Consider the following 20,526-nt stretch of genomic DNA (forward strand, 5'->3'; position numbering starts at 1 on the left):
CGGTCCTCCCACCGGGGCGCCGGCAATTCGCATGCAAGCCACGAAGGCAGTCACGCTAGGAGTCAGACGCCCCGGTGACAGGACCCAACCACCGCTAAGCGGCACCGTCACCCTGACACTGAGAGCACGCTACGCCGCCCCGCCCACACACGGCGTCAGAGTCGGCCGGCCGCCTTCAGGGCCAGGTACGTGTCGGCGAGGCGCGGCGCCAGCTCGTCGGGCAGCGCCTCGACCACCTCGACGCCGCGCTGGCGCAGCCGCACGCCCACGGCCGCCCGGTCCAGCTCGGTCCGCTCGGCGGCGGCCGCGTCGAAGACGGCGCTGACGTCCTCGCGCCCGCGTGCGAGCGCGGCTACCTCCGGGTCGGCCACCGACGCGAGCACCACCTGGTGCCGCTCGGCGAGCTGCCCGACGACGGGTAGCAGACCCTGCTCGACCGCGGCCGGGTCCAGCGCGGTGAGCAGCACGACGAGCGCGCGCTGGCTCAGGCGGCGGCGCACCTGCGCGACGACGCCGGTCCAGTCGGTCTCCAGCAGGTCGGGCTGCGCGTTCGCGAGGGCGTCCGCCATCGCCGACATGACCTGCGCGCCGGACGTCCCGGCGACGCGTGCCCGCACGCGCCGGTCGTAGGCGAGCAGCTCGACGCGGTCGCCCGCGCGCGCGGCCAGGGCCGTGAGCAGGAGCGCCGCCTCGATCGACGCGTCGATGCGCGGGGCGTCGAACACGCGCACCGCGCTCGTGCGTCCCGTGTCCAGGATGACGAGCACGCGGCGGTCCCGTTCCGGGCGCCACGTCCGCACGACGACGTCTGCACGGCGGGCCGACGCACGCCAGTCGATCGAGCGCACGTCGTCGCCGATCACGTACTCGCGCAGCGAGTCGAACTCCGTTCCGGCACCGCGCACCTGCACGGCTGCCCGGCCGTCGAGCTCACGCAGCCGGGCGAGCCGGCTGGGCAGGTGGCGACGTGACGCGAACTCCGGCAGCACCCGCAGGCGCCCGGGCACCTCCAGAGACGCCTGCCGGGCGGCGACGCCGAGCGGCCCGACGCTGCGGATGGTGACCCGGTCCGCGTGCGCGTCGCCACGGCGCGTCGGCACGAGCGTGGTGCGGACCAGCGTGCCGTCCCCGTCGGGCAGGTCCACGCGGTGCCGTGGGTCGACGGCGCCCGTCGACGGCGCCCACGCGTCGCGCACGAGCGCCCGCAGCCGCCGTCCCGAGACGTTCCTGAGCGTCAGGGTGCTCACGGCGGGCTCCGTCAGCCGGACCGCCGACGGGAGGCGGCGGGACACCTCGACGCGGCGCGGGGACGCGGCTAGGGCCGCGTCGAGCACGCACACGACGAGCACGACGAGCGCCCACAGCAGCACCGTCCCGGTGGCGGGGACGACCGCCACCGCGACGATGCCGAGCGCGGCCAGGACCGCCGCGCGCCAGGTCAGGGCCATGGGTCAGCGGGGGACCGGGACGGAGGCCAGGACCGTGTCGAGCACGGACTCGGTGGTCACGCCCTCCAGCTCGGCCTCGGCGCGCAGCTGCACGCGGTGGCGCAGCGTCGGGTGCGCGAGCGCCTTGACGTCGTCGGGCGTGACGTACCCCCGACCCGACAGCCACGCCCACGCGCGGGACGTGGCCAGCAGCGCCGTGGCGCCGCGCGGGGAGACGCCCAGGGCGAGCGACGGCGAGCGGCGCGTGGCCCGGCACACGTCGACCGTGTACGCGAGGACCTCGCGCGAGACCTGGACGCGGGCGACCTCGGCACGGGCGCGTGCGAGCACGTCGGCGTCGGCCACCGCGCGCACCCCCGCCGCGCCCAGGTCGCGCGGGTCGAAGCCCGCCGCATGGCGGGCCAGCACCTCGACCTCGTCCTCCCGCTCCGGCAGGGGCAGCGTGAGCTTGAGCAGGAACCGGTCGAGCTGGGCCTCGGGGAGCTGGTACGTGCCCCCGTACTCGACGGGGTTCTGCGTCGCGATGACCAGGAAGGGGTCGGGCAGCGGGCGCGGCGTCCCGTCCACCGAGACCTGGCGCTCCTCCATCGCCTCCAGCAGGGAGGCCTGCGTCTTGGGGGGCGTGCGGTTGATCTCGTCGGCGAGCAGCAGGTTGGTGAAGACGGGGCCGGGGCGGAACGAGAACTCGGCGGTGCGCGCGTCGTAGACCAGCGAGCCCGTGACGTCGCCGGGCATGAGGTCGGGCGTGAACTGCACGCGCTTGGTGTCGAGCTGCAGCGAGGCGGACAGCGTCCGGACCAGCAGCGTCTTGGCGACGCCCGGCACACCCTCCAGGAGCACGTGGCCGCGGCACAGCAGCGCGATGATCAGTCCCGTCACGGCGGCGTCCTGCCCGACGACGGCCTTGCCGACCTCGGTGCGGACGCCGGCCAGCGCCTGACGCAGCTGCGGTGAGGGCGTGGGCGGCGCAGAAGGTGCCGCCGGTGCGAGGGGCGCGTCCTGCTGCTGCGGCGCAGCGTCGTGGGGCGCGGCGTCGTGGGGCACGGCGTTCTCGGTGGGCTCGCTCACGGGCGGTGGACCTCGCTCTCGATCTCGTCCAGGTCCCGCGCCAGGCGTGCCAGCGCGGAGTCGTCGGTGGGTGGTGGGCCGTAGAAGAGCTGCGCGACCGCGTCCGTCGGGCGGCCGGTGGCGTGCGCGACGGAGTCGATGAGCTCGCTCGCGGGTGCGGACATGGGGAGCCCGAGCCTGCGCGCGCAGCGTGCCGCCGCGCCTGCGCGCAGGGCTGCGGCCGCGTGCCCGTACGAGCGGCCGCGGCGGTAGAGCCGGCCGCGGCCGCGGGTCGTCTCGGCGGAGCGCACGACGACGGGCAGGGGTTCGGTCACGACGCGGCCCAAGCGCCGGCCCCGGACCACGGCGATCACGACGACGACCAGGCACAGCTCGAGCGCCAGCGCACCGGTCCACGGCGGCACCAGGTCGCCCAGGCCGGGTCCCGCCGCCTCGGACTCGCCGCCGTCGTCGTCGAAAGACGGGAGGTACCAGATCAGGTGGTCGTGGCGGCCCAGCACGCGCAGGGCCAGCGCGGCGTTGCCGGCGTCGGCCAGACGGGCGTTCGTGAGGATCCCGGAGTCCGCCAGGACGTCGATGCGGTGGTCTCCCGACGTGGTCGTCGCGTAGGCGCCCTGGTCCTGGGGATCACCGGGTGCGCGGAAGCAGATGACCGTGCCGCCCCCGGCCGAGGCCTGCACCCGGTGCGCCGACGTGATGGTTCCCGCGGCCACCGCGTCCGGGTCGTCGCAGTCCGCGGCCAGCTCGGGGAGGTCGTCCGCGGACGTGACCTCGTACGTCGTCTCGACGCCTGCCAGCAGCGAGGCGGCCCACGACGATCCGGCGAGCACCAGGTCGGCGCCCGTCCCGTCCAGGGACTCGAGCTGCGACTCGTCCCAGATCTGCTGGTCGGACGCCAGCAGGATCGTCGTCCCCGGTCCCGCGGCGGCCACGACGTCGGCGTTGCGCCGCAGGAAGGTGACGTCGACGCCCTGGCGGTCCAGGATCTGCGCGAGCGCGCGAGCTCCCTGGGGTGACGTGCTGTCAGGAGCGAGGGGGAGCGACGTCGTGCGCGGGGTGGGCAGGGCGGCGAGCGCGCCGACGACGGCCATGAGGGCCAGCACGGCGAGCGGCCAGCGCCAGCGACGCCATCGGGAACGGGCGCGCGAGCGAGCGGTGGTGCCGTCACCCAGCACCGGACCCGCCTGTGCGAACTTGCCGGGCTGATCTGGCACGGCCTTGGCCTCGGTCGGCGCGCTCACACGGTCACCGCAGCCGGCTGCTCGCGCACCGGGTGCGTGGCCTGGGCTCGGACGTCGAGGTCGTGCACGCGGCGCTCGTCGTCGGCCGTGGCTGAGCGGCCGCCGTACGCGACGTCGTCGAACAGGGCGCTGGCCGCGACCAGGTCACCGGCGAGCTCCGGCAGCCGCCGCCCGGCGTCCAGCGCGGCCTCGTCCGCGGTGCGGGCAGCGCGCTCGTCGACGACGAGCCGTTCCTCGAGCCCCCGGACCAGGGCGCGGAAACGCTCGACGACAGCGAGCGAGAAGTCCCCGGCACCGACGGCCGCGTCGGCCGCGGCGCGCAGCTCCGCGGCGGTCCGGACGTCGTCGTGCGCGCGGACCGCGCCCGCGGTGGCGGCCCGACGCGAGCGGCGCACGGGGCCGGCCACCCAGAACGCGACCAGGACGACGACCGCCAGGATCCCGACGATCACGAGGGCGGCCTGCGCTCCGGAGAGCCCGAGGTGCGTGCCGACCCCGTCGAACTGACGGGTGATCCACTCGATGAGCCGGCTCAGCAGCGACTCCTGGTGGTGGTACTCGGGACGCGCCAGCTCCTCGAGCGCCCACCGGCGTGCGGTGGGCGCGTCAGGGGTGACGGGCACGTCGGCCGGTGCGAACCTCACGCGGCCGTCACCGGGTCGGGTCCGACGCGCGTGCCAGCTCGACGTCCAGACCCTCGCGTCGCATCCGCACGTCGATGTACAGCAGCGCGACGACCGCGGCCAGGAACGCCGTGCTCAGGGTCATGGCGACCACCTCGGCGACGCCGGAGACGAGGATCGAGCCGAACGACTCCATCGTCGGGTCGTCGAACACGAATGCCGAGATCAGGGCCGCGGGCGTGACCACGAACTGCGTCACGATCGAGGCGAGGATGCTCACCAGCAGGTAGATCCCGAGCAGCCGCCAGTAGCTCTTGTAGGTCAGACGCCAGGCGCGGGCCACGGTGGGGCGCAGCGGCTTGCCCTCGAGCATGATGGCCGGCGGGACCAGGAGCGTTCGGACGCCGAACCAGATGCCGACGACGACCAGGGCCGCGCCGCCCAGCAGGCCCAGCGCCACCGCCGGGCCGACCTGGTCGTTGGCCGCGAGCGCGACGACCGGGACGGCGACGAGTGCGACAGCCACCACGGCCGCGACGGCGACGGCCGCGGTGAAGCCGACGACCGACCAGATCTTGCGGTTGCGCAGCACGGCCGAGGCCGCGACCTTCTGCCCCAGCACCGAACGGCTGACGGACACGATCAACCACCCGGTCAGGACGGTCGTGGCGAGCGACGTGATCGGCAGGGCGATGAAGTTCGCCAGCGCCGAGCCGAACGTCGAGGACATGTCCTCGCTGTAGGCGCTCGACGAGGTCGCGTCGAGGAGGTCGTCCGTCAGGATGCCGCCCAGGTACCACGTGATCACGGACTGGATCGCGACGGCGACGGTGGCGACCAGCGCGGAGAGACCGAACATCACGCGCGGGTTGGCTCGGATCGCCTTGAAGGCGCCGTCCAGGATCTCGCCCAGCCCGAGCGGCCGCAGCGGGATGATGCCGGGCTGGAGGGTGGGGGGGCGCCATGCGCCAGGCGGGGGAGCGGCTGCCCAGCCGGGCTGGCCCGACCAAGCCTGGGGTGAGCTCCACCCCTGCGGCGCGGGCGGCGGGTAGGGCGGTGCCACCGGGGGGCCGGAGGGGGCCTGCGGCGCTGCCGGCGGGGTCGAGCCGGGGTCCGTCCACGACGCGGGCGGGGGCGCGGCGGAGCCCGGGGCCGTCCAGGTGGGCGGTGGGGTGTCGTCGTGCGGGCTCGACATTGCGCGCGCGGCTCCTCGTCGTCGTCGGTCTCCCGGCGCACACCGGTGCGGCGACGGGCGAGTGCCATCGTGCCACGCAGCCTGCCGCCGCGGGCCGAACCGGGTGATCTGTGGACGTCGACCACGACCTGGCCCTGGTTCGCGGCCCGCGATGCGATGATGTCGCCCATGAGGGGACGAGTCCTGGTGGTCGACGACGACACCGCGCTGGCCGAGATGATCGGCATCGTGCTGCGCTCGGAGGGTTTCGAGCCGGTCTTCTGCGAGGACGGCGACGAGGCGCTGGGCGTCTTCCGCGCCACGCAGCCCGACCTGGTGCTGCTGGACCTGATGCTGCCCGGCAAGGACGGCAACGAGGTCTGCCGCCAGATCCGTGGCGAGTCCGGCGTGCCGATCGTCATGCTCACCGCCAAGAGCGACACGGTCGACGTGGTCCTGGGCCTGGAGTCGGGCGCCGACGACTACATCTCCAAGCCGTTCAAGCCCAAGGAGCTCGTCGCGCGCGTGCGGGCCCGGCTGCGTCGCAGCGACGAGCCGGCCCCGGAGCACCTGACGATCGGCGACGTCAGCATCGACGTGCCCGGCCACCGCGTCGACCGGGCCGGCCGGCCGGTGTCCCTGACGCCGCTCGAGTTCGACCTGCTCGTCGCCCTGGCGCGCAAGCCGTGGCAGGTGTTCACGCGCGAGACGCTGCTGGAGAAGGTGTGGGGCTACCGGCACGCCGCCGACACGCGGCTGGTCAACGTCCACGTCCAGCGCCTGCGCTCGAAGATCGAGAACGACCCGGAGCAGCCCGAGATCGTGGTGACGGTCCGTGGCGTCGGGTACAAGGCGGGCGTGACGCCGACGTGATGCGCGTGGCCGGGACGTGGCGCCTGCTGCGGGCCCGCGCGGGCCGGCGGGTGCGGTCGTGGCTCTACGCGTGGCGCTCGTCGCTGCAGACCCGCGTCCTGACGACCACGACGGCCATCGGCCTGATCATGCTGCTCCTGGTCGGCACGTACGTCGGTACCCGCATGCGGGACAGCCTCTTCGAGGGCCGCCTCGAGCAGGTGCTCGAGGAGAGCGCGCGCAGCACCCAGCAGGCGCAGGCGACGTTCGACTCGTCCCCGGCCAACAACGGTGCCGAGGTGTCGAGCCTGCTCACGGACGTCGCGAAGGCTCAGGCCGCCGGCGGCTCCGGCGAGCGGGAGGTGTTCCTGCTGCGGGCACCCGGTCAGACCTCCCCGCTGTCGGCCAACTCGGCCGCCTCGGACGCGAGCCTCGTCGAGGCCGTCGTCACGCCCGAGATGCAGCTCCGGACCGCGCGCGGCGGTCAGCACTGGCAGTCCGTCGGCTGGCCCGTCGCGGACGGCGAGGAGCCCGCGGTCATCGTCGGGCAGGACGTCACCGTGCCCGTCGTCGGGACGTTCCAGCTCTTCTTCCTCTACAGCCTGCAGGCCGAGCAGGACCGGCTCGACTTCCTGCAACGGACCCTCGCGCTCGCGGCCGTCGCGATGGTGCTGCTGCTGGGGGTCATGACGTGGGTCGTCACCCGGCAGGCCGTGCGGCCGGTGCGGCGAGCCGCGCAGGTGGCCGAGCGCCTGGCGGACGGCCACCTCTCGGAGCGGATGCCCGTGCGGGGGCAGGACGAGATGGCGACGCTGGCCCGCTCGTTCAACGAGATGGCGGCCGGGCTGCAGGACCAGATCAGCCGCATGGAGGAGCTGTCGACGATGCAGCGGCGGTTCGTCTCCGACGTCTCGCACGAGCTGCGCACCCCGCTGACGACGATCCGCATGGCCGGCGAGGTCATCCACGCGTCGCGCGACGACTTCGACCCCGCCGTCCGGCGCTCGTCCGAGCTGCTGCAGACGCAGCTGGACCGCTTCGAGGACCTGCTCGCCGACCTGCTGGAGATCAGCCGGTTCGACGCCGGCGCGGCGGTGCTCGACGCCGAGGGGCGGGACGTGCGCGACGTCGTCGTCGCCGCCGCCGACCACGCCTTCCCGCTCGCAGAACGGCGCGGGACGTGGCTGCGCGTCGACCTGCCCGAGCGCAAGGCGGCCGCGGACATCGACCCGCGCCGCGTCGAACGCATCCTGCGTAACCTGCTGGTCAACGCGATCGAGCACGCGGAGGGCAGTGCGGTGGAGGTCACGGTGGCGGCCGACGAGTACGCGGTCGCGGTGACCGTCCGCGACCACGGCGTCGGCATGACGAAGGTCGAGGCGACGCACGTGTTCGACCGCTTCTGGCGCGCCGACCCCGCGCGGGCCCGGACGACCGGTGGCACGGGCCTGGGCCTGGCGATCTCGCTCGAGGACGCCCACCTGCACGGCGGGTGGCTCGAGGCGTGGGGTCGGCCCGGGCTCGGTGCGTCCTTCCGGCTCACGCTCCCGCGGCGCGCGGGCATCCGGCTGACGAGCTCCCCCCTTCCTCTGGTGCCCGCCGACACGAGCACCACGCAGGTGCTGGCGCCCGTCGTGCGCGCGAGCACCGACCCCGCGTCGCTGCCCGAGCTGGCTGACGCCCACCCCGACGAGCATCCCGGCAAGCATCCCGACGGGGACCCCGACGTGCGCAGCGGTGACGCCGCACCCGCGAGCGACGACGTCCGCCAGGAGGCCCGATGATCCGCCGGCTCCGCCTGGCGACCCTGCTGGCCCTCGTCGCCGTCCTCGCGGCGTGCACGGCGCTGCCCACGTCCGGCCCGGTCGTCGAGAGCGACGTCACGGTCGGCGACGTCGGCGGCATCGACCAGCTCCCCGAGGGCCCACAGCCCGGGGCCAGCCCCACCGACATCGTCGAGAGCTTCCTGGTGGCCGGCTCTTTCGGCTTCCAGGGCAACTTCGTCACCGCGCGCGAGTTCCTGGCCGGCGACGCCCGCCAGACGTGGAAGCCGTTGGACGGCGTCGTCGTCGCGGGCCAGTACACGCTCACCGCGACGTCCAAGACCCAGGTCGCCGTCGACGTCTCCGTCCTCGGACGCGTCGACGGGGACGGTCGCTACACGGAGGCCCCGCCGGACTCGCGCGAGTCGGTGAGCTACGACCTGATCCGCAACGACGCCGGTGAGTGGCGGATCTCCGGACTCCCCGACGGCCTGATCCTGACGCAGAACTCGTTCAGCAGCCAGTTCCGCAGCACCACGGTGTACTTCGCGTCGACGGACCAGAAGTTCCTGGTCCCCGAGACGCGGTGGTTCCCGATCCCGGTCACCCAGCTGCCCACGCACGTCATGAAGGCGCTCCTCGCGGGCCCCTCGCCGTGGCTGCGCGACGCGGTCACCACGGCCGTCCCGGACGGCGTGACCCTCAACCCCGAGGCGGTGGTGGTCGACGACAGCGGTGTCGCCCGCGTGGACCTCGCTCCGACGCAGACGGTCCTCGCGGCGAACGGGGGACTGCTCGTCGCGCAGATCGAGGCGAGCCTCCTGACGCTGCCCGGGGTGGGGTCGGTGCAGGTCAGGAGCGGCGGCGTGATCCTCGACAGCCCCGACACGCTCGAGCACGGCAACGCCCCCTCCGGGACCGTCGAGTTCCTCCAGGCGGACCGCCTGGTCTCGCTCACGGCCAACACCGTCACGCCTGTGTCGGGCGTCGGCTCGCTCGACGGCCTGGGTCTGCGCTGGCCGGCGCGCGACGAGTCCGGCTCCGTGCGCGTCGGGATCTCGCACGGCTCGTCGCTCGTGACGCTGCCCGTCGACGGCAAGGCCTCGACCACCGTGCTCGAGGGCAAGGACCTCGTGGCACCGTCGGTCGACCGCTTCGGCTGGGCGTGGACGGCGACGTCCGGCGGGCTGGTGGCCGGCCGTGCCGGTGCCGAGCCCGTCAAGATCGTCGCGCCGTTCCTGGACGGCCGGACCGTGCGCGCCGTGCGCGTGGCGCGCGACGGCACCCGCATCGCGGTGGTCTCCGAGGGGCAGGACGGCTCGACGGTCATGGTCGGCGCCGTGGTCCGCGACGCGAAGGGCGCGCCGCAGCAGATCGGCGACGTGATCCAGGCGGGGGCCGCCGTCACCGACGTGACGACGGTGGTGTGGAGCGACGAGTCCACGCTCGCGGTGATCGGCAGGAGGTCGGGGACCGAGGCGGTGCAGACCGTGCCGGTGTCCGGTCCGTCGGCCGCGCTCCCGGCCGTGACGGACCTGGCCGGGCTGGCCGGCGGCCCCACGCTGTACGTCACGACCACGGGGACCACAGGCGTCCTGCAGCGGTACGCGGGCTTCGCCTGGACGTCGGTGCCGGGGGTGACCGAGGCGCTCGACCCGTCGTACCCCGGCTGACGACCCGTCCACAGATCGCACGCGGCGTCCCCACGGGGCCGCACCGCACGTCAGGATGACCGGATGGACGTCCGGCCGTGGGGTCACGCGCTCGCGGGCCTGGTGCTGCCGGTGCAGTGCGCGGGGTGCGGTCTGGACGACGTCGCGTGGTGCGCGGCATGCCGACGCCCGTTCGAGGCGCAACCGCGCCGCTGCGAGGAGCGCGCGGGGCGGCTGGACCTGCTCGACGGCTCACTCCTTCCGGTGTGGACGCTCGCGGACTGCGTCGGGCCGGCACGCGAGACCGTGGTCGCGTGGAAGGACCGAGCACGCTACGACCTGACGATGCACCTGGCCGGGGTGGCACGGGTCGCGGCCGGGCGCAGCGGCGGCACGTGGGTCCCGGCGGGCGTGCCCGCCCTCGTCGTCCCGGCGCCCTCGACCGCGGCGGCCCGACGGCGGCGCGGCGGCAACCTCGTCGACGCGCTCGCTCAGGCCGTCGCCGAGGGCTTGACGGCCGCCGGGAGTCCGGCGCGCGACGCCCCGGTCCTCGCGCGCCGCGGCGCCGACCAGGCGGGCCTCGGTGCGCGTGCTCGGGGCACCAACCTCGCGGGGCGCGTCCGGGTTCGCGGGGACGGTCGTGACCTGCAGGGACGCGCCGTCCTGGTCGTCGACGACGTCTTGACGACGGGGGCCACGATCGCCGCGTGCCGGGTCGCGCTCGAGGCGTCGGGCGCGCGAGTCGTCGGTGCGTTCACGCTCGCGTCGACGCCGCCGCCGGGGGCCACCGCCCGCCCAGCAGATCCACAGGTCCCCACGCGCGCCGAAGATTGGTGGTCCGGCCCGGTTCGGGGCTAGCGTGGGAGTCCGAGCCGACGGCATCGCGGCGAGCGACCTCAGGGTCCGCTCGGACGGGTGCCAGAGGAGGTGATGCCGCCACTGCGCCCCGAGCGGGGCGACGAACGCACGACGCCGTGGCGGGTCCAGGCCCGCCCTCACCTCCCAGGAGGCTCACATGGAGATTGTGGTTGCCGGCCGGCACACCGAGGTACTTCCCAAGTACCGCGCCCACGCGGAGCAGAAGCTCGCGAAGGTGGAACAGCTGGCCCCCCGCGCGCAGCGGATCGACGTCGTCGTCTCGCACGAGACGAACCCCCGTCAGGCCGACAGCTCGGAGAAGGTCGAGCTGACCGTCATCGACAAGGGGCCCGTGATCCGCGCCGAGGCGTGCGCCGACGACCGGTACGCCGCGCTGGACCTCGCGCTCGCGAAGCTGCTCGAGCGCCTGCGCCGGACGCGGGACCGCCGCAAGGACCATCGCAACCACACCCCGCTGACGCCGGTCGACGTCCGGCCGCCCGAGCCCGCCCAGGCCGAGCCCGAGCCGGCAGCGAACGCGGACGGCGTCGTGGAGCACATGCTCGGCGACTCGCCGGTCCTGATCCGCGAGAAGCTGCACGAGGCGCAGCCCATGACGATCGACGACGCGCTCTACGAGATGGAGCTCGTCGGGCACGACTTCTACCTGTTCGTCGACGCCGAGACCGCGCAGCCGGCCGTGGCGTACCGGCGTCGTGGCTGGAGCTACGGCGTCATCAAGCTCGACACGCCCGTCGGCGTACCGGCGCCGGCCGCCACCTGAGACCGGCCGGCGCGCACCCACCCCGGAACCCCCGATCCTGACCGCGACGCCCGGGTCTGCACCCGCAGCCCCGGGCGTCGCGGCGTCCGGCGTGGCGTCGTCCGGTCGTGTCGGTGGTGGTGGGCAGGATGGCCTGATGGCCCGGATCCAGGAGCCGCGCGAGCGGTGGTCGTTGTCGCAGGCTCGTCGCATCGCGCTGCGCGCGCAGGGGCTCGCCACGCCTCGACCGTCGCGGAACGGCCCGGTGACGATGCGGCAGTTCGAGCAGGTGCTGGACCGTACCGGGCTGCTGCAGATCGACTCCGTCAACGTGCTGGCGCGGGCGCACCTGATGCCCGCCTACTCCCGGCTGGGCCCGTACGACACGAGGCTGCTCGACCGGGCCGCAGGCCGTGCGCCCCGGCGGCTCGTCGAGGCGTGGGCGCACGAGGCGTCGTTCGTCCCGCCGCAGACGTTCCACCTGCTGGAGTGGCGCAGGCGCGCCGTCGCCACGGAGTCGTGGGGTTCGATCGCGTCGGTGCCGGAGCGCAGCGGGCCGGTGCTCGACGAGGTGCGCGCGCTCGTCGCGGCGCACGGCCCCGTCACGGGCGGCCAGGTGCACGACCTCCTGGAGAGCGAGACCTCGGCCCGCCCGCCGCAGTGGGGATGGAACTGGAGCGAGGCCAAGCGGGCGCTCGAGTACCTCTTCTTCGTCGGCGAGGTCACCTCGGCGGGCCGCAACGCGGCGTTCGAGCGGCGCTACGACCTCACGTCGCGCGTCCTGCCTCCGGACGTGCTGGCGGCGCCGGTCCCCGACGACGACGAGGCCGTCCGCTCGCTCGTCGCGATCGCCGCCCGCGCCCACGGCATCGGGACCGTGCGGTGCCTGGCGGACTACTTCCGGATGTCGCAGGAGCGTGTCGCGCCGGCGATCGCCGACCTGGTCGACGCCGGCGAGCTGGTCCCGGCCGAGGTGGACGGCTGGCCGCGGCCGGTCTACCGCCACCGGGACGCGACCGCCCCGCGCCGGGCCACGGGCCGCGCGCTGCTCAGCCCGTTCGACCCCCTGGTCTTCGAGCGCCGCCGGCTCGAGGAGCTGTTCGGCCTGCGCTACCGCATCGAGATCTACGTCCCGGCCGCGCAGCGCGTCTGGGGCTACTACGTGCTGCCGTTCCTGCTGGGGGAGTGGCTCGAGGCGCTCGTCGACCTCAAGGCCGACCGCAAGGCGGGCGTGCTGCGGGTGCACGGCGTGCACCGCGCACCCGCGCCGGCCCGGTCGGCGCGCACCACGGACGACGACGTCGTGGCGGCGCTCGTCGACGAGCTCGCTCTGATGACCGGCTGGCTGGGGCTGGACCGGGTGGAGGTCGGCGGACCCGACGGCGCCCTCGTCGGGGACCTCGCCCCTGCCCTCCACCGCGCGCTGCAGCAGCCGTGTTCGCCCTGAGCGTGGTCGATGCGTACCCACGGCCTGCAGGCTCGCCTACGATGGTCGGGCCCGGCCGTGCGGTCGGACGTCCATGCCGCCCCGACGCCGCCGGCGCTCGGGGTGTGAAACACGTCGGGAGTCATGCGTGCCAGCGATCTTCGAGAAGGTCCTCCGTCTCGGTGAGGGCCGGATAGTCAAGAAGCTGTCGGGGATCGCCGAGCAGGTCAACCACCTCGAGGACAGTTTCACGTCGCTGTCCGACACCGAGCTGCGCGAGGAGACGGACCGCTTCAAGGCCCGGCTCGCGGACGGCGAGTCGCTGGACGACATCCTGGCCGAGGCGTTCGCGACCGTGCGTGAGGCGGCGCGCCGCACGCTGGGCCAGCGGCACTTCGACGTGCAGCTCATGGGCGGCGCCGCGTTGCACCTGGGCAACATCGCGGAGATGAAGACCGGTGAGGGCAAGACGCTCGTCGCCACGGCGCCGGCGTACCTCAACGCGCTGACCGGCAAGGGCGTGCACGTCGTCACGGTCAACGACTACCTGGCCAGCTACCAGGCCGAGCTCATGGGTCGCGTGTACCGGTTCCTGGGCCTGACCAGCGGCGTCATCCTGTCCAGCCAGACGCCGGCTGAGCGTCGCGAGCAGTACGCCGCGGACATCACGTACGGCACCAACAACGAGTTCGGGTTCGACTACCTGCGCGACAACATGGCGTGGAGCACCGACGAGCTCGTCCAGCGCGGCCACAACTTCGCGATCGTCGACGAGGTCGACTCGATCCTCATCGACGAGGCCCGCACCCCCTTGATCATCTCGGGTCCCGCGTCGGGCGACGCGAACCGCTGGTACGCCGAGTTCGCCAAGGTCGTGCGCCGCCTCAAGGCTGAGGTCGACTACGAGGTCGACGAGAAGAAGCGCACCGTCGGTGTGCTCGAGCCGGGCATCGAGCGGGTCGAGGACTACCTGGGCATCGACAACCTCTACGAGTCGCTCAACACGCCGCTGATCGGGTTCCTCAACAACGCCATCAAGGCGCAGGAGCTGTTCAAGCGGGACAAGGACTACGTCGTGATGAACGGCGAGGTGCTGATCGTCGACGAGCACACCGGCCGCATCCTGCCGGGCCGTCGCTACAACGAGGGCATGCACCAGGCGATCGAGGCGAAGGAGGGCGTGGCCATCAAGGCCGAGAACCAGACGCTCGCCACGATCACGCTGCAGAACTACTTCCGGCTGTACGACAAGCTCTCGGGCATGACCGGTACGGCCGAGACCGAGGCCGCCGAGTTCCAGGGCACCTACAAGCTCGGCGTCGTGCCGATCCCGACGAACCGCGGCATGCAGCGCATCGACCAGCGCGACTTCGTCTACAAGAGCGAGGACGGCAAGTTCGACGCCGTCGTGGCGGACATCGTCGAGCGCCACGCCGCCGGGCAGCCGGTCCTGGTGGGCACGACGAGCGTCGAGAAGAGCGAGCTGCTCTCCTCCAAGCTCAAGAAGCAGGGCGTCCCGCACGAGGTGCTCAACGCCAAGCAGCACCAGCGCGAGGCGGCCGTCGTCGCCCAGGCCGGACGCAAGGGCGCCGTCACCGTCGCCACCAACATGGCCGGTCGTGGTACCGACATCATGCTCGGCGGCAACGCCGAGTTCATGGCGGTCGCCGACCTCGCGGCGCGCGGGCTCGACCCGGCGGAGAACGCCGACGAGTACGAGGCCGCCTGGCCCGACGCCCTGGAGAAGGCCAAGGACGCGGTGCAGGCCGAGCACGACGAGGTCGTCGAGCTCGGCGGCCTCTACGTCCTCGGCACCGAGCGGCACGAGTCGCGGCGCATCGACAACCAGCTGCGCGGTCGTTCCGGCCGCCAGGGGGACCCGGGCGAGTCCCGGTTCTACCTGTCGATGCAGGACGACCTCATGCGCCTGTTCAACTCGGGTCTGGCCGAGTCGATGATGACGCGTGCGGGCTTCCCCGAGGACATGCCGCTCGAGTCGAAGATCGTCACGCGCGGCATCCAGTCCGCGCAGTCGCAGGTCGAGGCGCGCAACTTCGAGATCCGCAAGAACGTTCTCAAGTACGACGACGTCCTGTCCCGGCAGCGTGTCGTCATCTACGAGCAGCGCCGCCGCGTGCTCGAGGGCGAGGACCTGCACGAGCAGATCGGCCACTTCCGCGGCGACGTGCTGAGCGCGTACATCACGGCGGCGACCGCCGAGGGGCGTCCGGAGGACTGGGACCTCGACGCGCTCTGGACGGCCATCCGGGCGGTCTACCCGATCAGCATCACGCCCGACGAGGTCGTCGAGCAGGCCGGCGGCGAGGTGCGGCTCACCTCCGAGCTCATCGAGCGCGAGGTGCTGTCCGACGCCGAGCACGCCTATGGCGAGCGTGAGGAGCAGATCGGCTCGGACAACATGCGTCAGCTCGAGCGCCGCGTGACGCTGTCCGTGCTGGACCGCAAGTGGCGCGAGCACCTCTACGAGATGGACTACCTCAAGGAGGGCATCGGCCTGCGCGCGATGGCTCAGCGTGACCCGCTGGTCGAGTACCAGCGCGAGGGCTACCAGCTCTTCAACGCGATGTCCGAGGCGATCAAGGAGGAGACGATCGGGTTCCTGTTCAACCTGGAGGTCCAGGTCGAGGAGCAGCCCGCCGTCAGCGCCGAGTCCGCCGCTGCCGCGGCGACCGGTGCCGGCGCCGCGGCAGCCAACCGGCTGGTCGCCAAGGGCATCGACGGACCCTCCGAGCGTGCCCCTCTGCAGTACTCGGCGCCGTCCGCGGACGGCGACGGTGCGGTCGTGACGCGCGGTGAGGACGGCGCCGCGGCACCGGCCGCCGACGGCGACAACCGCGAGGCCCGTCGTCGGGCGGCGAAGCAGGCCAAGCGCCGCTGAGCCGCCGCCGACGTCACGTCCCGCGGGTACGACGAACGACGGGGCCGCACCCCACCGGGTGCGGCCCCGTCGTCGTCCCGGCGGCGGTCGTCAACCGATCTCGAGCGACGTCGCCCGCCACACGCCACGGTGCGTCTCGAGCCGCATCGCGACGGCCCTGACTCGGGTGCCGTCGTCGACGACCGCGCTGACCTCCACCTGGTGCGGCTCGATGGGGCACAGTCGCACCCGGCGGACCGTCGTCGCGCGCCCGGACCCGGCGCCGCCCAGCACGCGCGCGGTGGCTGCGGCTCGGCAGCGCAGCACGTCGAACACGCCTGGGGTGACCCACCGGGCGAGCTGTGCGGCCGAGCGCCGGCCCAGCAGCACCTCCACGCAGGCGTGCGCGAGCGCGCCCGCGACCACCGACGGGTCGGCGAGCGGCACGGGACCGCGGTCCTCGTCCGCCGACTCCAGCACGGGGGAGCGGTCGTGGGCACGCAGCACCCGCACGCGCTCCTCGAGCCGCGTCGGGACGCGCGTGGCCGCACGCTCGCGGGGCGGCAGGGGAACCGCCGGGGCGGGCATCGGGACCACGCGCACGGCAGGCCGTGGAGCGTCGACCCGCGGGAGCGTCGGCGTGGGGGACAGGTGCCGGGCAGGGGCGGGCGCCGGGTCGGTGAAGAGGTCCTCGACGAAGGTGCGTTCGACGGTCACGGCACTCATCGGTGGGTTCCCTCGGTGCTGGTGGTGGAGCTGCGGGGTCGGGCACTGCTGGTCGGGACCGTGAGGCGCTGGCCGGGGACGATGTGATCGGGGTCGTCGCCGATCTCGTCGGCGTTGGCGTGGAACCAGGCAGGCCAGGCGGCGGCAACGTCCCGGGTGGACGCGTCGCTCCCGAGGTGGTCGGCGGCGATGCTCCAGAGGGTGTCGCCGGGTCGGACGACGACGACGTCGTCGGAGGCGGCGCCGGCAGCCCTGCTCGTCCGGGAGGTCGGGCGGTTCGCCGGCGCGCTCGTCGTGGGCGTCAGGAAGGGCGCTTCGGCCGGCTGCGCGGACGTCCGCCGCGCGGGGGTGGTACGCGGCGCGGCGGGTTCCGGTGCCACCTCGGTGGTGGCCGTGTGCCCGTCGTCCGACGACGCCGCCGGACCGGATGGCGTCGGCGAGGCTGTCGGGGAGGGAGCCGGCGTGCGCTCGTCCGAGCGCACGCTCGTCTCGTCGTGCGCGGGGCCCGACGGCACCCAGCCCAGGTCGTCGGGAACGGGCGTTCGAGCGGCCGTGGGTCGGGCTGCGGGGCGAGTCGCACCCTCGGTCACCGCCGTGGACGGCAGCCACCCCAGGTCGACGACCTGCACCTGGCCGGCAGGCTGTCCGACGGGTGCCGCGGCGGGACCGGCGAGCGTCTCCGCGGCACCGGCCCCGGTGGCGACGGTCGCGGCGAGCGTCGTCGCGACGGCGACGCCCAGGACGCGCCTCACCGCCGCGGGTGCGAAGCGTTGCACGGCGCGCTCTCCGGCCCGCCAGGTCAGGCCGACGGTCCGCGCGCCCACGCACAGCGCGGCCAGCGCGCACGACACGGCGAGCCAGGCGGCCGCGACGGCGCCGACGGCGACGACCGACGACTCGACGACGCCGTCGACCGTCAGCAGGGGATTCCGCGCCGTGCTGACCGCACGGGTGGCGAGTGCCCACGCGAGCGTGGCCCCACCCGCCGCCGCAGCAGGCAGCAGGAGACCCGCGAGGCGGGCTCGAGTCTGTGCCATCGACATCGTTCGCATCCGATCATCTTGTTTGATCTGTTTTGACCGCGCTTGAGAGTCATAGGTGTACCCGAATGTCCGATTCCTGTCCACCCGGCGCGGACTCCGGGTCCCCGCAGCGGGTCGCCCGTGGACCCGCTGCCCTACGGTGTGGGCATGCGATGGGAGGCCCTGTTCCAGGACATGGAGGCGCAGCTCCAGGCCGACGAGCGCGCGGCGGTGCGCGCCGGGGTGGCGGAGCTGGTGCGCGCCGAGCGGGCGACGGTGCGCACGGCGGACCGTCTCCGCGCGGCCGTGGGGCGGCAGCTCCGGGTGCAGGTCGTGGGTGCGGACGCCGTCGAGGGCGAGGTGGTCGACGTGGCCGAGCAGTGGGTGCTGCTCGCTCTCGGCCCGTCCCGCCGCGTGCTGGTCCGGGCGGCGGCGATCGTCGCGGTCGCGGACGTGGGCCGTCAGGCGCAGCCGGACGGCGGTGTCGTCGAGCGGCGTCTCGGTCTCGGGCACGCGCTGCGTGCGCTTGCGCGGGACCGGTCGCCCGTGGGCGTGCGCGCGGGCGACGTGGACCTGTACGGACGGCTCGAGGCGGTCGGCGCCGACCACGTCGACGTCATGGTGCCGGGGCCGGGGCGCACGGGACTCGTCTGGACCGTGCCGTTCGACGCGCTGGTCTGGGTGCGCACCGGCTGACGGGCCGCTCCCGTCGCGTCCCTGGCCTCAGGCCTCCGACGTCTCGCTGACGGTCCGGGGGCGGGCCTGCTCGTACATGCGTTGGATGTAGCTCTCCAGCTCCGTCGCCTCGATGCGCCAGACCTTCTTGGGTCCGATCTGGATCCCGCGCAGGTCGCCGGAGTGCAGCAGCTGGTACGTCTGCTGGGCCGAGATGTTGAGGATCTCGCCGACGTCGGCGAGCGTGAGGAACCGCGGTGGCATGCGGGCAGTCTGTCACGGGCGCGGCCTCGAACCGGGTTGTCCACAATCGGGCATTTGTGCCCGGTTGCCCGGAACGTTCGGGCAGTATGGGCCGTCCCGCCGCTGCGCGTCCCCGATCGGAGAGCTGATGGACACCGCCGTGCTCGACCTGCCCGCCCCGGCCGCAGCGCGACTGCGCCGCCCGGGGTGGCGCGACCCTCGTCTGCTCACGGGCATCGCGCTGGTCGCCGCCTCGGTCGCGCTGGGGTCGTGGGCCGTCAGCTCGGCACAGACGACGGTTCCCGTATACGTCGCCTCGCACGCCCTCGTCCCGGGTCAGAAGGTGACGACCGATGACCTGGTCGTCGCCGACGTGCGCCTCGACTCGGCGGAGCTCGAGCACTACCTGCGCGCCGACGCCGGCCTGCCCGCCGACCCGGTGGTGGTGCGCGTCGTCGGCGACGACGAGCTGGTGCCGGCCGACGCGGTCGGCAGGGCGCAGGATCTCGACGTGCGGTCGGTGGCGGTCCCGCTCGAGCGCACGCCGTCGCAGGACGTCGTGGTCGGCGCCTCCGTCGACCTGTGGTTCACGCCCGCGTCGGACGGCAGCGACACGGCAGGCCCGCCCCGGCAGCTCGCCGCCGGCCTCCCGGTCGCGGAGGTGGCGCGCGCCGAGCGCGGCCTCGCGGCCTCGGGCGGCAGCTCCGTGCACGTGCTGGTGCCGGAGGCGAAGCTGTCCGACGTCCTCGCGGCTCTGGGCTCGCAGGGTGCGCTCGACGTCGTCGCCGTCCCGGGATCGGGCGAGCGATGATCGGGGTGCTGTGCGCCGTGCAGGGCGGTGCCGAGGCGCTGGTGGTCCAGGCGCTCGACGCGCACCCACAGCTGCAGGTCACGCGGCGGTGCGCCGACCTCACCGAGCTCCTGGCCGCCGCGGAGGCCGGCCTCGGTCGCCTCGCGGTGGTCTCGTCGGCCCTCGCGCACCTGGACCGGGAGAGCGTCGACGCCCTGCACGCGGCCGGTGTGCGCGTGCTGGGGCTGTCGGACCCTGCGTCGGTGTGGAGCGTCGAGCGGCTGCGGGGTGCGGGCGTCGACGACGTGGTGCTCGAACCGTTCGACGAGCTGGGCGCCCGCGACGTCGCCGACGGTCTGCTCCGGCTCTCGGTGGCCCAGGCGCCGCAGGCCGACCGGACGCCGGTGCCCGAGGAGGCGCGGCCGGCGGCCGCCCGGGGTGCGGTGGTCGCCGTCTGGGGCCCGACGGGTGCGCCAGGACGCACGACGATCGCCGTGAACCTGGCGGCGGAGCTGGCGGCCGCGGGCGGCTCGGTGCTCCTGGCGGACGCGGACACGTACGGCGGCAGCGTCGCGCAGGTGGTGGGGATGCTCGACGAGGCGCCGGGGCTGGCGGCAGCCGTCCGTCAGGCCGGTCAGGGCATGCTCGACCTGACGGCGCTCGCGCGGCTCGCGCCCGTCCTGGCGCCCGACCTGCGGGTGCTCTCGGGCACCTCTCGCGCCGACCGCTGGCCGGAGCTCGCCTCCTCGGCGCTCGAGTCGGTGTGGCAGGTGGCGCGGTCGATCGCGCGCTGGACCGTGGTCGACACGGGCTTCTGCCTCGAGCAGGACGAGGTGCTCACCTACGACACCCACGCGCCGCAGCGGAACGCCGCGACGTTGCGCACCCTCGAGACCGCGGACCTCGTCGTCGTGGTCGGTGCGGCCGACCCGGTCGGTATCCAGCGCCTCGTGCGTGCGCTGGCCGAGCTCACCGACCTGGGCCTGGGGGCGCGGCGCCTGGTGATGGTCAACCGTGTCCGTGCGTCGGTGGCCGGCCCGAGGCCGGGGGAGGCCGTGGCGCAGGCGCTCGCGCGGTACGCGGGTGTCACGGACGCGGTGCTGGTCCCGGAGGACCGCGCGGGGACCGACACCGCGCTGCTGGAAGCGCGCATGCTGCGCGAGATCGCACCGGGGTCCCCGGCGCGACGCGCGATCGCGCAGGCTGCCGCGCGGGTGGCGCAGCTCCTGCCGCCCGCACCCGCGTCCGCGGGGGCCGAGGACGGCTCGGCGGCGTCCGACGTCGTGGCGTCGGGCTCGCGGGGGTGAGCGGGGGCAGACTGTCG

At 74.2% G+C, this 20,526-nt stretch carries 18 protein-coding genes; 10 read left to right on the top strand and 8 right to left on the bottom strand.

Features of this window, described 5'->3' with window-relative positions:
* Window positions 1–155: 155 nt before the first annotated feature.
* From IC607_RS04950 to IC607_RS04970, 5 genes are read right to left on the bottom strand one after another with little or no spacing between them, the layout of a single operon-like run.
* Window positions 156–1,448, bottom strand: coding sequence for a DUF58 domain-containing protein (locus IC607_RS04950; RefSeq protein ID WP_191785921.1), 1,293 nt, complete (start codon window positions 1,446–1,448; stop codon window positions 156–158).
* 3 nt (window positions 1,449–1,451) lie between these two features.
* Window positions 1,452–2,516, bottom strand: a complete 1,065-nt coding sequence (locus IC607_RS04955; protein WP_370526016.1) for an AAA family ATPase — start codon at window positions 2,514–2,516, stop codon at window positions 1,452–1,454.
* A complete protein-coding gene (locus tag IC607_RS04960; protein ID WP_370526017.1) occupies window positions 2,513–3,757 on the bottom strand; it encodes a DUF4350 domain-containing protein in 1,245 nt (414 codons plus the stop codon). Before IC607_RS04960 ends, IC607_RS04955 begins: the two co-directional genes overlap by 4 nt.
* Window positions 3,754–4,401 (bottom strand): DUF4129 domain-containing protein, encoded by a 648-nt coding sequence (locus tag IC607_RS17785; RefSeq protein WP_191785922.1) that lies wholly within the window; start codon window positions 4,399–4,401, stop codon window positions 3,754–3,756. Before IC607_RS17785 ends, IC607_RS04960 begins: the two co-directional genes overlap by 4 nt.
* A 7-nt stretch (window positions 4,402–4,408) precedes the next feature.
* The gene (locus IC607_RS04970; RefSeq protein WP_191785923.1) at window positions 4,409–5,575 is read right to left on the bottom strand and encodes a glycerophosphoryl diester phosphodiesterase membrane domain-containing protein; all 1,167 of its coding nucleotides are present in this window, start codon (window positions 5,573–5,575) and stop codon (window positions 4,409–4,411) included.
* A 168-nt stretch (window positions 5,576–5,743) separates the two neighbouring features.
* Here IC607_RS04970 and mtrA point away from each other — a divergent pair, with 168 nt between their 5' ends.
* From mtrA to secA, 7 genes are all read left to right on the top strand, one after another.
* A complete protein-coding gene (gene mtrA / locus IC607_RS04975) occupies window positions 5,744–6,427 on the top strand; it encodes an MtrAB system response regulator MtrA (protein WP_370526019.1) in 684 nt (227 codons plus the stop codon).
* On the top strand, window positions 6,427–8,190 hold the full coding sequence (mtrB, locus tag IC607_RS04980) for an MtrAB system histidine kinase MtrB (RefSeq protein WP_191785924.1): 1,764 nt from the start codon (window positions 6,427–6,429) through the stop codon (window positions 8,188–8,190). The genes mtrA and mtrB overlap by 1 nt, the downstream gene beginning before the upstream one ends.
* Window positions 8,187–9,842: an LpqB family beta-propeller domain-containing protein gene (locus IC607_RS04985; RefSeq protein WP_191785925.1), complete on the top strand. Its 1,656-nt coding sequence runs from the start codon at window positions 8,187–8,189 to the stop codon at window positions 9,840–9,842. Before mtrB ends, IC607_RS04985 begins: the two co-directional genes overlap by 4 nt.
* A 63-nt stretch (window positions 9,843–9,905) precedes the next feature.
* Window positions 9,906–10,679, top strand: coding sequence for a ComF family protein (locus tag IC607_RS04990; RefSeq protein WP_191785926.1), 774 nt, complete (start codon window positions 9,906–9,908; stop codon window positions 10,677–10,679).
* 157 nt (window positions 10,680–10,836) lie between these two features.
* Complete coding sequence (hpf, locus tag IC607_RS04995; protein ID WP_191785927.1) at window positions 10,837–11,463, top strand: ribosome hibernation-promoting factor, HPF/YfiA family; 627 nt, start codon at window positions 10,837–10,839, stop codon at window positions 11,461–11,463.
* A gap of 136 nt (window positions 11,464–11,599) precedes the next feature.
* The gene (locus tag IC607_RS05000) at window positions 11,600–12,889 is read left to right on the top strand and encodes a winged helix-turn-helix domain-containing protein (protein WP_191785928.1); all 1,290 of its coding nucleotides are present in this window, start codon (window positions 11,600–11,602) and stop codon (window positions 12,887–12,889) included.
* A gap of 127 nt (window positions 12,890–13,016) precedes the next feature.
* Window positions 13,017–15,767, top strand: a complete 2,751-nt coding sequence (gene secA, locus IC607_RS05005) for a preprotein translocase subunit SecA (RefSeq protein WP_191785929.1) — start codon at window positions 13,017–13,019, stop codon at window positions 15,765–15,767.
* A 90-nt stretch (window positions 15,768–15,857) separates the two neighbouring features.
* Here the strand turns inward: secA and IC607_RS05010 are convergent, their stop codons facing one another.
* Complete coding sequence (locus IC607_RS05010; protein ID WP_191785930.1) at window positions 15,858–16,472, bottom strand: Rv3235 family protein; 615 nt, start codon at window positions 16,470–16,472, stop codon at window positions 15,858–15,860.
* Complete coding sequence (locus IC607_RS05015; protein WP_225224551.1) at window positions 16,469–17,509, bottom strand: LysM peptidoglycan-binding domain-containing protein; 1,041 nt, start codon at window positions 17,507–17,509, stop codon at window positions 16,469–16,471. Before IC607_RS05015 ends, IC607_RS05010 begins: the two co-directional genes overlap by 4 nt.
* Before the next feature lie 153 nt (window positions 17,510–17,662).
* Here IC607_RS05015 and IC607_RS05020 point away from each other — a divergent pair, with 153 nt between their 5' ends.
* Complete coding sequence (locus IC607_RS05020) at window positions 17,663–18,190, top strand: hypothetical protein (RefSeq protein ID WP_191785932.1); 528 nt, start codon at window positions 17,663–17,665, stop codon at window positions 18,188–18,190.
* 27 nt (window positions 18,191–18,217) lie between these two features.
* Here IC607_RS05020 and IC607_RS05025 read toward each other — a convergent pair whose 3' ends face one another.
* Window positions 18,218–18,433: a helix-turn-helix domain-containing protein gene (locus tag IC607_RS05025; RefSeq protein ID WP_191785933.1), complete on the bottom strand. Its 216-nt coding sequence runs from the start codon at window positions 18,431–18,433 to the stop codon at window positions 18,218–18,220.
* A 127-nt stretch (window positions 18,434–18,560) separates the two neighbouring features.
* On the opposite strand from IC607_RS05025, the gene IC607_RS05030 reads away from it, so the two are divergent.
* On the top strand, window positions 18,561–19,223 hold the full coding sequence (locus tag IC607_RS05030; RefSeq protein WP_191785934.1) for a hypothetical protein: 663 nt from the start codon (window positions 18,561–18,563) through the stop codon (window positions 19,221–19,223).
* A complete protein-coding gene (locus tag IC607_RS05035) occupies window positions 19,220–20,509 on the top strand; it encodes a P-loop NTPase (protein WP_225224552.1) in 1,290 nt (429 codons plus the stop codon). The genes IC607_RS05030 and IC607_RS05035 overlap by 4 nt, the downstream gene beginning before the upstream one ends.
* Window positions 20,510–20,526 lie beyond the last annotated feature (17 nt).

Origin of the sequence: Cellulomonas sp. JH27-2, assembly GCF_014837175.1 — a bacterium.
Lineage (GTDB): Bacteria > Actinomycetota > Actinomycetes > Actinomycetales > Cellulomonadaceae > Cellulomonas.

Bases quoted from the DNA above. Each gene is read 5' to 3' on its own strand.
- mtrA (WP_370526019.1), top strand. From the start codon at position 5,744: ATGAGGGGACGAGTCCTGGTGGTCGACGACGACACCGCGCTGGCCGAG.
- hpf (WP_191785927.1), top strand. From the start codon at position 10,837: ATGGAGATTGTGGTTGCCGGCCGGCACACCGAGGTACTTCCCAAGTAC.
- IC607_RS04970 (WP_191785923.1), bottom strand. From the start codon at position 5,575: ATGTCGAGCCCGCACGACGACACCCCACCGCCCACCTGGACGGCCCCG.
- IC607_RS05030 (WP_191785934.1), top strand. From the start codon at position 18,561: ATGGACACCGCCGTGCTCGACCTGCCCGCCCCGGCCGCAGCGCGACTG.
- IC607_RS04950 (WP_191785921.1), bottom strand. From the start codon at position 1,448: ATGGCCCTGACCTGGCGCGCGGCGGTCCTGGCCGCGCTCGGCATCGTC.
- IC607_RS05020 (WP_191785932.1), top strand. From the start codon at position 17,663: ATGCGATGGGAGGCCCTGTTCCAGGACATGGAGGCGCAGCTCCAGGCC.
- IC607_RS05015 (WP_225224551.1), bottom strand. From the start codon at position 17,509: ATGGCACAGACTCGAGCCCGCCTCGCGGGTCTCCTGCTGCCTGCTGCG.
- mtrB (WP_191785924.1), top strand. From the start codon at position 6,427: ATGCGCGTGGCCGGGACGTGGCGCCTGCTGCGGGCCCGCGCGGGCCGG.
- IC607_RS05035 (WP_225224552.1), top strand. From the start codon at position 19,220: ATGATCGGGGTGCTGTGCGCCGTGCAGGGCGGTGCCGAGGCGCTGGTG.
- IC607_RS05010 (WP_191785930.1), bottom strand. From the start codon at position 16,472: ATGAGTGCCGTGACCGTCGAACGCACCTTCGTCGAGGACCTCTTCACC.
- IC607_RS05000 (WP_191785928.1), top strand. From the start codon at position 11,600: ATGGCCCGGATCCAGGAGCCGCGCGAGCGGTGGTCGTTGTCGCAGGCT.
- IC607_RS04990 (WP_191785926.1), top strand. From the start codon at position 9,906: ATGGACGTCCGGCCGTGGGGTCACGCGCTCGCGGGCCTGGTGCTGCCG.
- IC607_RS05025 (WP_191785933.1), bottom strand. From the start codon at position 18,433: ATGCCACCGCGGTTCCTCACGCTCGCCGACGTCGGCGAGATCCTCAAC.
- IC607_RS04985 (WP_191785925.1), top strand. From the start codon at position 8,187: ATGATCCGCCGGCTCCGCCTGGCGACCCTGCTGGCCCTCGTCGCCGTC.